Origin of the sequence: Zhongshania sp. (assembly GCF_041584495.1) — a bacterium.
In the GTDB taxonomy this organism is placed as follows: Bacteria; Pseudomonadota; Gammaproteobacteria; order Pseudomonadales; family Spongiibacteraceae; genus Spongiibacter.
The window spans coordinates 1-10,012 of sequence record NZ_JBFHDY010000124.1; the positions used below are offsets into that span (position 1 = coordinate 1).

Below are 10,012 nucleotides of genomic sequence, written 5' to 3' on the forward strand. Positions count from 1 at the left end.
GCGCGATTATTCAGTTGAACAACAGGCTATCGCCGCCAATACAACCGTACGGAATATCCGCGCCTACCAAGATCGAGGGGTACTCCCGCCGCCAGCCTTGTAGGGCCGCAAGGGTATATACAACAACCAACACTTATCGCGTTTGCGGCTAATCGCCAATTTATTAGATCGCGGCTACACCCTGTCCTCAATACGGGAATTGTCGACCGCGCTAGAAGAAGGTGTAGGTCTAAGTGAAATACTGGGCATAGAAACAGCAGTTAACTCGCCGTGGACAAATGAGGTACCGATCACACTCCCCATAACAGAACTCGTTAGAATGTTTGGCACCAAACTCACGCCATCAGCAATTAAAACAGCTCATGACCTCGGCTTATTTAGTGTCACAGGGGCAGGCAGTAAAATACGCATATCCAGCATGAGCACCCTCAAAGTTGCCGAGGAGCTGTGCGCCACCGGCATTCCACTAGACGAGTTGCTCGACACTTTGCGCATGATACGGGGCAACGTTCAAAAGGTGGCCAATGAGTTTGTTAAACTCGTGTCTCAACACGTGCTGGAGCCTTACGCCGAGCAGAAATTGCCGCCAAAGGAAGAGTTGCCCAAAATTGCCGAATTGATATCGCGCCTCCGACCGCTAGCCGAGAAGGTTGTTGATGCAAAACTAGGTCGCGCCATGGAGATTGCCGCTAGTCGCTTTTTGGCCGACACCCTTGAAACCACTATCGACGACTTACCTGAGGAATAAGCTGGAACGCCGGCTCGGACAGCGCCGGAATCTGCCAGTCTATCGCCTGCTGGCCGTGTGCCGTTAAATAAGCATTCGCCTGCGAGAAATGACCGCAGCCCAAAAAACCTCGATGAGCCGACAAGGGCGATGGATGAGCTGCGCGCAAAACCAAGTGACGATCTTGATCAATGTCCACACCTTTTTTCTGCGCCTGCGCTCCCCAGAGCATAAACACGAGTCCGTCGCGTTCCGTGTTGAGGGTTGATATAAGGGCCTCACTAAAGCGCTCCCAACCCTGGCCCTGATGAGACCCCGCCTTACCCTCTTCCACCGTGAACACGGTATTCAGCAGAAGCACCCCCTGCCTTGCCCAGCTATCTAGGCTGCCGTGACACGGTATTGGCAAATGCAGATCACGCTGCAACTCCTTGTAAATATTTCTCAGTGACGGCGGCGTTTTCACGTCAGGCAACACCGAGAAACACAGACCATGCGCCTGCCCCTCTGCGTGGTAAGGGTCTTGACCGAGAATAACCACCTTAACATCAGTCAATGGCGTAAACGCCAAAGCAGAAAACCATGCCTCTTGCGGTGGGAAAATCTTGGCTCCCGCGGCCTTTCGCTTTTCTAGAAAGGCCATTAATTCATGGTAATAGTCTTGAGCAAACTCCCGCTTTAGCAGATGCCTCCAGGAGGGATCGACGGTACTCTCTGTCACTACGCTAATGCCTCGCTATTAATAATAATTTCAAAACTGATATTCGCTCGTCGGTATTACATCAATTTCACCAAAATCGATAAATTTCTGACAGCTAGAAATCATCTTTTGACAATTGGCCTGGTACTTTTCAGGGTCACCTTTCGCCGCATAAAACACTTCAGGGTCTGTCATTGCGCCTGCGGGAGCACCAGCCGCTCTGCTCCATCATCCAAATAGAGCGAGCACATTGCGTCAAATCCCTGCACTGAATTTTCCATGCGCAATGCGGCGGCGGCAGCCACCGCATCATCAACCAGATTCAACTGAACGCGTTTAACGCCAGCTTGAGCAGCCAGTTCAGGTGCCAACCATGACAATAAGCGCCGATTAAATTTTAGTCTAGACACACCAGCCCACATTAAAAAAATAAGTTTTTGCACGCATTCGCCTTATTTTTATAGTGCAATTAATCATAACTGCCGCACCCCAACTTACATGCCAATTGGCGGTGTCGCAGTAGAGGCATTATCAATCAACATTTCCGCTGCATTCACAAACTTCGACTCATCCGATGCTAAATAAAGCACCAGCGCAGCAATATCTTCCGGCTCGCACATTGGGTGCTCAACAGTAGAAAGGGATTCGATCTCCTCTCTCGTAGCGGAATCTTGACCGGTCGCTACTTTAAATACCATCGGCGTTTTAACGCCATCTGGGTGAATAGAATTACAACGGATGCCATTGCGTTTTTCGCGACAATACAAGGCTACCGATTTGGTTAATGCCATTACCGCGCCTTTGCTCGCGCTGTACGCGGCCACAAAAGACATACCGTGAATCGCTGCCACCGAGGACATATTAATGATGGAACCACCATTACCCGACGCTTCCATTGCCGGTATTGCCATCTTACAGCCTAGAAACACCCCCTCGCTGTTTACCGCATTAACACGCCGGTAATCCTCAAGGCTACAATCAACAATATTACCCAAGGTCATCATACCAGCGTTGTTCACAAGCACATCCAAACGGCCAAAATGCGTCACAGCAGTACCCACCACCCGCTGCCAATCTTCTTCGCTCGTCACATTGTGCTTTACAAAAATGGCAGACTCGCCAATTTGCGCGGCAACAGCGCGGCCGCCGGCCTCGTTAAGGTCTGTCAGCACCACTTTCGCGCCCTCAGCCGCGAGCATGATGGCATCTGCCTTACCCATGCCGCTTGCCGCGCCCGTCACAATGCATACCTTGCCGCTTACACGTCCCATTCCTTATTCCCCACTTTTATACTTCGTGTTAGCCTGAATCTACAGGTTACAACCTGATAACCAAGTAAATCACGGCAAGGCCTAAAAAAACAGTACATGGCGATTACCCTTTGGTAAGATTATGAAAAATAACATAGGCCGCAACATGACTATTGCCAAATTGACTCAAACGCTCGCCATTTGCTCGCTACTGTTACTCCTTATTGGCACTGCCGGCGCTCGCCTTCAGGGCTTTGACTACCAAGTCGGCCTATCCATGTTTAGCCTTGCAGGCCTATTTAGCTTCATTAGTATTTGCGCATCGGCACTGTTTACACGGCGCACCAAACACGCCGAAGCGCGACGCAAGCTAAGCAACGCCGCTCTAATAGCCCTGCCCGCCATCATTTTTTTTGGTCTCAGCCTATTTCAGGGTGCAGGTGCACCATTGATTCACGACATTAGCACTGACCTCAGTAATCCACCGGAATTCATCAAGGCACCCAGCCTGCGCAAACCAAGCGACAATAGCCTAAAATACCGAACGGCGAATATTCCACTGCAGCAGCAAGCCTACCCTGAGCTAAATAGCCTCATTAGCTCACTTTCAGTTCCCGCTGCTCAAAAACGAGCATACAAAATTGCTAGCGAAATGGGATGGCTGGTCTATTATCAGGATGACGGGCATTTGGAGGCAGAAGCTCGCAGCTTTTGGTTTGGCTTTATCGACGATATTGCCATTCGCATACAGGCCAGCGATGATGGCAGCATAATAGACCTGCGTTCAGCGTCGCGCACAGGCAAAGGGGACTTAGGCGTAAATGCAAAAAGAATTAGGGCATTCAACACCTTATTTGCTCAAACCGATTCTGTTAACCCCAAAAAAACCATGTAACTGTAACACGTGGTATTCATAAGATTATGATTGAATTGATGGCACCACAGGATTATGTAGTGAAAAGTCCAAAAGCACACACAGTAAATGCACGCAAATACTGGCAGAAAATCATTCCACGCCTCTGTTTAGCGTCTTTGCTATTATGCAGTAACACTCACGCTGAAGTCATTCGCACCGCCATGAACGAAGCGGGTGTCGTGGTACTCACAAATAGCGAAGTACAAACAGGCGAGCTTAACTTAAGTAATCTGCGGGCAATTTTCACTATACGCAAAAGAAGCTGGGACGACAAAACGCCCATAAAGGTGTTTGTTCTACCTGACCAAAACCCCCTGCACCAGCAGTTTTGCAAATCAGTTCTCAAAGTTTACCCCTACGTGCTGCGCGAACAGTGGGACAGGCTAATATTTAGCGGGACCGGTATACCGCCAACTATCGTGAATAATGAGCAGGAGTTACAGGCAATTGTTAATGCTACGCCTGGCGCCATTGGTTACGCCCCTAGCGACACCCTGAGCAGCACCGCAGAATTAAGTCGATCTTCAGCCGAACTGTTCGTTCTTCGAACCAGCAGCGAGAACTAAACAATGCCTTCTTTTTTTAAAAACCTCATACAATATTTGACACTAGGTGTCGCGTCTCTGAGCGTCACCTGTCCAACTCAGGCAAGCATCAACAATGATTTGCAATTTCACGGCTTTTATTCCCAAGCTTATCTTTTGAGTGATGGCAATAACTTTTATGGCGATAGTCAGCGCGGTAGCTTTGACTATAGCGAGGCTGCTATTAACAGTACTTGGCGCACAACACCAAACTTAAATTTTGCAGGCCAAATACTTAGCCGCAACGCTGGTAGCGGAGATAACGGCAGCGTTAAATTAGATTTTCTGTTCGCAGACATTAAAGCGGTAGAATCAGATAATTCCGGTTTAGGCTTTAGAATCGGCCGGGTGCGCAACGCCTACGGCTTTTATAACGACACCCGCGACGTCTTGTTTACCCGCCCTACCATATTAATGCCACAAGCCGTGTATTTTGAAGGCAACGGCTTAAGAGAATTGCTCTTTGCCAGTGACGGTGCCCAGCTTTATAGCTACTGGGACGCCAACGAGAATTCAACCTCGTTCAATTTAACCATTGCTCGCAACAACAGTCTTTCCGCCGACACAATCAAGACCCTTTTTGGCCCTTCTGCAGCCGCCGTCATTCACAAAGGCGAGCTCAGAACGCCCATTTTTGGCCAAATACTGCATTCCAGAAACGGTGGCGACACTAAATTCGCACTGACGATACTCGATGCGCAAGTTGATCTACATTCTAACTTGGGCACTTTTGCTGAATTCAGCCTCGACGCTAGCGGCTACGTACTTTCGGCTCAGAAAAACCTCGCCACATGGAGCTTCACCACAGAATACAGTTTAATCACCATCAATTCCCACCGTTCGCAAGGTTCCCGAATCCAAGAGATTGAAGCAGGCTATTTACAAGCACAATATCGTCTGAGGCCGAGCATCACTCTAACCGGACGCTACGAATTAAGCGTGCTAGACCGAGATCGTCGCAATGAAACTGATAGCCACAATTTGGTTGTTGGCGCCCGTTGGACTCCTACCCCAAACTGGATTGTCGACGTAAACATTTACGGCTTGCGAGGAACCAACGGTATACCGGCCATTGATAACGAAGAAAATATGCCCCTTAATGAACGCACTGAAATCTTTGCGATTATGCTGGGGTACCGATTCTGAAAACGCGAAAGCCCATGGATCTACTCAATACCAGCAGCCAGCAAATCAATATCGTCAACCTTGGCCTTCAGCGCAAGCTTAGCGTTGTGTTATTTCTGGCTGTTGCACTTGTCATGGGCGGTCGTGGCTACTTAAGCTACATCCAAACCGTGCAGTTACAACATAAGCAGGTTGTCGCAAACTTGAATCAATTAGAGAGTACTTTTCTCGCCCTTAAAGATAGATCAAGCGAAGAGCTCTTTCGCCTCGCTGACCAACAAAACATACCCAGCCAAAATGAATTCAGCACCGACTCAATTCAGCCCCCGTCTTTGCTGTCTGGCATTGAATCCATATACTATCTAAGAAAAGATGGCACCGTATTAGGCCGCTCAGTTCAAGATGGCGCAAGCATTCAGGCGACTAAAGCCCAAGTATCTAAAGCTGTCAGCTTACTAAATGACAGCCAACGCCCCATTGCCGCCCTAAATTGCATATTGCAATGTTTTCAAAGTGTCTATATTCCAATAATTGCGGACGACGGTCGCGAGCTTATTGTTAATATAAACCGCTCGGCGGCATTACTTATCCAAGATTTTTACGAAATCACCGGTGCCGATATTGCTCTATTAGCCATCAACGAAGAAGACGGTATAGTAACCGGCGAGCGCATCATTGCGGCAAGCCATGCAAAAACAACGAGTCGGAATTTAACTGAAATTTTTAAGTTCATCGACTTTAGCACCCGCGCTCCGCAGAACTTCTTTGACACAACACTAAATGGCTATTTTAGCGCCCGATTCTTCCCAATAAGTCATAACAGCGACATCACCTCTTATGCGGCAGTAATCAAAGATCAATCCCAAGTAGAGGAGCTACTCTCACAAGCAGTAAAAGACATATTATTTTCTACCCTCATCACCCTCGGGCTTATTATTATTTTGATTAGTGTCATTCTAAAGCCCTCGCTTGATCGTTTGATGAAATTAGCAAAAATTCTCCCAATGCTACCTGACGGTCATTTCCAAAAGGCCCAAACGCTTTTACAAGAACAATTTTCTCGGAAAAAATATTCTGATGAAATCGATATACTTCACCACACCGTCGGCGAAGTTATCGACTCTTTGGAACGAATGAATGCCAGTGTCGACCAACACCGCAATGAACTTAAATCAAAAATTGAAGCACTTACTGAAGCAAAAGTATTCAATGAGCTAATACTTGATGCCTCGCCTTTAACAGTCATTATCCATGACAGTATCGGCACTATTCGAAATATAAACAAAATGGGTAGGGAGCTAACCGGGCTCAACGTCAAAGCGCCACAAAATGCCAATATAAATACGTGGGTAAGAAATGAAAATCAGAGTAAATCGCTTTCAGCTTCATTACAGAGCATTACTGATACCACCGGCAAAAAATCTCAAGGCCAAATGCCCTTTTTTACTGACGACGGTCGTAAGCTGTATTTTCTGTGGACACATACTTGCCTGCATGTAAATGACGAAGCGCACATCTTGTCGATGGGCATCGACATCACCGAACGTAAGGAAGCGGCCGAAAGCCTCCACTGGTTGGGCCAGCACGACCGTATCACTGGTCTACTCAATCGCAGTAGTTTTACCGAAAACGCCAATGAATATATCGCAGAGCATCGCGACAACGACCTTATCGAATTAGTCATGTTCGATATTGATGACTTTGCAATTTTCAATGATCGCTTTGGTTTCGACGCCGGAGATCGCTTATTAAACGATCTCGCCGCACATCTACTTGATGCTTTGCCAGAAAACAGCCTACTAGCGAGAACCGGTTCTGGCGAATTTTGTGCCATAGTTCATCACCCAAAGGATTCAAATCAAAGTGTAAAAGACCTTGGTCTTGAAAAACTAACTCGCTACGCAATCAGCAAGAAAAGTGTCAGCGAAGAGATTTGTATTTCCATTGTCGTTGACAGTTACGACGACAGTTTAAGTGGTATCGACGAACTGATCTCCAACACCACATCAACAATGATAAAAGTCAAAAGCAAGGCGCGGGGAAGCCTGTATTACGCGGCAGAATCCGACGACACCAGCAGAGTATCTCGGCACGAAAAGTACCGAATGAAAGAGCAGTTACAATCAGCGCTAAGCGGCAACCGTCTTGTGCTATTTTATCAGCCAATTTTGGACTTAAGCCTAAACAGTATTAGCCACTGCGAATGTTTAGTGCGTATGCTCGACGACGAAGGCCAATTTATTTCCCCGGCCCACTTCCTCGGCATCGCCGCTGAATCTGGCTTAATGCCACGACTAGACTTCTCGGTAATGGAGAAAGCCATGCGCCAACAGCGCATGTGGGAAGATTCTGGCATCAATACCGGCCTTAGTATCAATATTACCGCGCCAACCCTTGAGCAGGCTGATTTTGAAGAACGCCTAAGCGAAATTTTAAAACGGACCGGCGCCAATCCCGACCGTCTCATCTTTGAGGTTGTCGAGACCGACGCCTTAGAGAACTTGAGCGCCGCACGGAAATTACTTAATAATTTTAAAGACGTCGGTGCCAAAGTCGCTTTTGACGACTTTGGCATTGGCTTTACTTCCTTTGAATATGTGCGCGAACTGCCAGTAGATTATATTAAAATAGACCAGTCCTTTATCCGCTTTATTCACGAGCGGGAAAGCGACCAAGTGCTGGTGAAATCTATGGTCGAAATGAGCCATAATCTCGGCAAAAAAGTTATTGTAGAGGGAGTAGAAAATCGCGAAGCCTTGGAAATTGTGCGCGATATGGGCGTAGAGTATGTGCAAGGTTATTATGTTTGCCGACCAATGCCCATCAGCGCGCTGGATCTGTCATTGCGGATTCACGACTTTTAGCCAACGCCCGCATAACCACTACAGACGCCAGCTAAAATCCGCGTCGCTACTGCGTTCTAACTCGCGTGACTGCGCTTTTCCAACCGGTGTAGCGCCGAGCGCGATCCACTTCCTTCATCGCCGGATCAAAGCCTCCTTCACACTGCCAGAGCGCGGCAATTTCCTCGAGCGACGTGTACACGCCTAATTGCAAACCCGCCAAATACGCGGCGCCGAGTGCCGTCGTCTCGCTGACGAGTGGACGCTCGCAACGACAGTCAAGCATATCGGCAAGACGCTGCACCACCCAATCGTTAGCGACCATTCCGCCATCCACCCGCAGCGTCGCAAAGTCAGCGCCATCACCGCGCATGGCCTCTAATAAATCGCGGGTTTGGTAACAGACCGACTCCAAGGCCGCCCGCGCAATATGCGCGATGCCGGTATCTCGGGTCAGCCCCAAAATTGCACCCCGGGCGTCGGGGTCCCAATACGGCGCACCCAGTCCGGTAAAAGCTGGCACCATATAAACGCCGTTCGAACTTGCCACACTTTCAGCCAAGGGCTGCGTTTCTGAGGCTGAACCAATGAGGTGTAAGCCATCACGTAGCCATTGAACAGCGGCACCGGCGACAAAAATACTTCCTTCTAAAGCATAGCTGACCTCACCCTTAATGCGGTAAGCCACCGTCGTCAGCAGGCGATGCTTAGAGCTTAAGGCCTTAGCGCCGGTATTTAGTACCACAAAGCACCCGGTTCCGTAGGTGCTTTTCACCATGCCGGGTTTAAAACACGCCTGGCCAACGGTAGCCGCCTGCTGATCGCCAATTAATGCGCAAATTGGTATCGCTGAGCCAAATAAGTCTGACATGCATCGACCATAATCATCGCAGCTGTCTTTGACTTCGGGCAATAGGGTCTGAGGAATATTAAATAATTCCAGTAGTTCGGCATCCCATTGCTGCTTATGAATATTAAACAATAAGGTACGAGATGCATTTGTCGCATCGGTGGCATGCTGCTCGCCGCCGGTTAGGCGCCACAATAAAAAACTATCGATCGTACCAAACGCCAGTTCCCCAGCCTCTGCACGCCTCCGGGCACCCTCGACATTATCCAGTAGCCATGCCACTTTAGTCCCAGAAAAGTACGGGTCTAACAACAAGCCAGTACGCTGCGACACCAAGCCTTCAACGCCCTGAGACTTCAACTCAGCGCACTGTTTAGCCGTACGTCGGTCTTGCCAAACAATCGCGGGGTAAATCGCCTTTCCCGTTTTCCGATCCCAGATCACCGTGGTTTCACGTTGATTAGTGATGCCAATTCCAGCAACCGCCGAAGCCGTTAGGCCGGCGGCCGCTAAGGCTTTACGGCAACTATTTAAGGTCGTTTGCCAAATTTCTTCTGGGTCGTGCTCTACCCACGCGTCCTCAGGATAATGCTGACTAAACTCCTCTTGACCAAGCCCACAGGCCTCACCCCGATTATTGAAGACGATTGCCCGTGAACTGGTAGTACCCTGGTCAATCGCCAGCACATAAGTTTGCGTCATTTTTCATTACCCTTGTGAATTACTAAGGGCAATGATGGCAGAGTCAGTGGTCTGCGGCCATAAATCGGCAGTATTTTTACGCGCAGTGGGGGCTTAGGCCAAAACTCCACCGTCGACACGAATATACTCGCCAGTAATATGACAGCCATCTTCGGACACCAGCATGGCAACAACACCGGCAACCGTCTCAGGCCCTTTGGTGCCACTTAGGAAGGTGATGCGGCTAAGCAAATCAAATTCGGCGTCTTCCGGAAAACTAAAGCCCTGCTCCATATCGGTATTAATATCACCAGGGCAAACACAATTGGCACGCAC

10 protein-coding genes and 1 pseudogene are annotated in these 10,012 nt (G+C 48.7%); 5 read left to right on the top strand and 6 right to left on the bottom strand.

Annotation, left to right across the window (positions count from 1 at the left end; genetic code table 11):
* Nucleotides 1–748: pseudogene (locus ABYP33_RS15620) on the top strand (MerR family transcriptional regulator); the annotation flags it as partial.
* On the opposite strand, the gene ung reads toward ABYP33_RS15620, so the two are convergent.
* From ung to ABYP33_RS15640, 4 genes are read right to left on the bottom strand one after another with little or no spacing between them, the layout of a single operon-like run.
* On the bottom strand, nt 723–1,448 hold the full coding sequence (ung, locus tag ABYP33_RS15625) for a uracil-DNA glycosylase (protein WP_373092087.1): 726 nt from the start codon (nt 1,446–1,448) through the stop codon (nt 723–725). The pseudogene ABYP33_RS15620 and the gene ung sit on opposite strands and share 26 nt — an antisense overlap.
* Nucleotides 1,449–1,478: 30 nt before the next feature.
* Complete coding sequence (locus ABYP33_RS15630) at nt 1,479–1,622, bottom strand: hypothetical protein (protein WP_373092088.1); 144 nt, start codon at nt 1,620–1,622, stop codon at nt 1,479–1,481.
* Complete coding sequence (locus tag ABYP33_RS15635; RefSeq protein WP_373092089.1) at nt 1,619–1,870, bottom strand: hypothetical protein; 252 nt, start codon at nt 1,868–1,870, stop codon at nt 1,619–1,621. Before ABYP33_RS15635 ends, ABYP33_RS15630 begins: the two co-directional genes overlap by 4 nt.
* Nucleotides 1,871–1,921: 51 nt before the next feature.
* Nucleotides 1,922–2,698 (bottom strand): SDR family oxidoreductase, encoded by a 777-nt coding sequence (locus tag ABYP33_RS15640; protein WP_373092090.1) that lies wholly within the window; start codon nt 2,696–2,698, stop codon nt 1,922–1,924.
* Nucleotides 2,699–2,819: 121 nt separating this feature from the next.
* On the opposite strand from ABYP33_RS15640, the gene ABYP33_RS15645 reads away from it, so the two are divergent.
* From ABYP33_RS15645 to ABYP33_RS15660, 4 genes are all read left to right on the top strand, one after another.
* Nucleotides 2,820–3,572 (top strand): DUF1499 domain-containing protein, encoded by a 753-nt coding sequence (locus ABYP33_RS15645; protein WP_373092091.1) that lies wholly within the window; start codon nt 2,820–2,822, stop codon nt 3,570–3,572.
* 59 nt (nt 3,573–3,631) lie between these two features.
* Complete coding sequence (locus ABYP33_RS15650; RefSeq protein WP_373092092.1) at nt 3,632–4,159, top strand: hypothetical protein; 528 nt, start codon at nt 3,632–3,634, stop codon at nt 4,157–4,159.
* A gap of 135 nt (nt 4,160–4,294) precedes the next feature.
* Nucleotides 4,295–5,323 (top strand): hypothetical protein, encoded by a 1,029-nt coding sequence (locus ABYP33_RS15655; RefSeq protein WP_373092093.1) that lies wholly within the window; start codon nt 4,295–4,297, stop codon nt 5,321–5,323.
* A gap of 14 nt (nt 5,324–5,337) precedes the next feature.
* Complete coding sequence (locus ABYP33_RS15660) at nt 5,338–8,166, top strand: EAL domain-containing protein (RefSeq protein WP_373092094.1); 2,829 nt, start codon at nt 5,338–5,340, stop codon at nt 8,164–8,166.
* Nucleotides 8,167–8,212: 46 nt separating this feature from the next.
* On the opposite strand, the gene glpK is transcribed toward ABYP33_RS15660, so the two are convergent.
* A complete protein-coding gene (gene glpK, locus ABYP33_RS15665) occupies nt 8,213–9,697 on the bottom strand; it encodes a glycerol kinase GlpK (protein WP_373092095.1) in 1,485 nt (494 codons plus the stop codon).
* 93 nt (nt 9,698–9,790) lie between these two features.
* Nucleotides 9,791–10,012, bottom strand: a 222-nt coding sequence (locus ABYP33_RS15670; RefSeq protein ID WP_373092096.1) for an SDR family oxidoreductase, incomplete at its 5' end; no start/stop codon positions are given.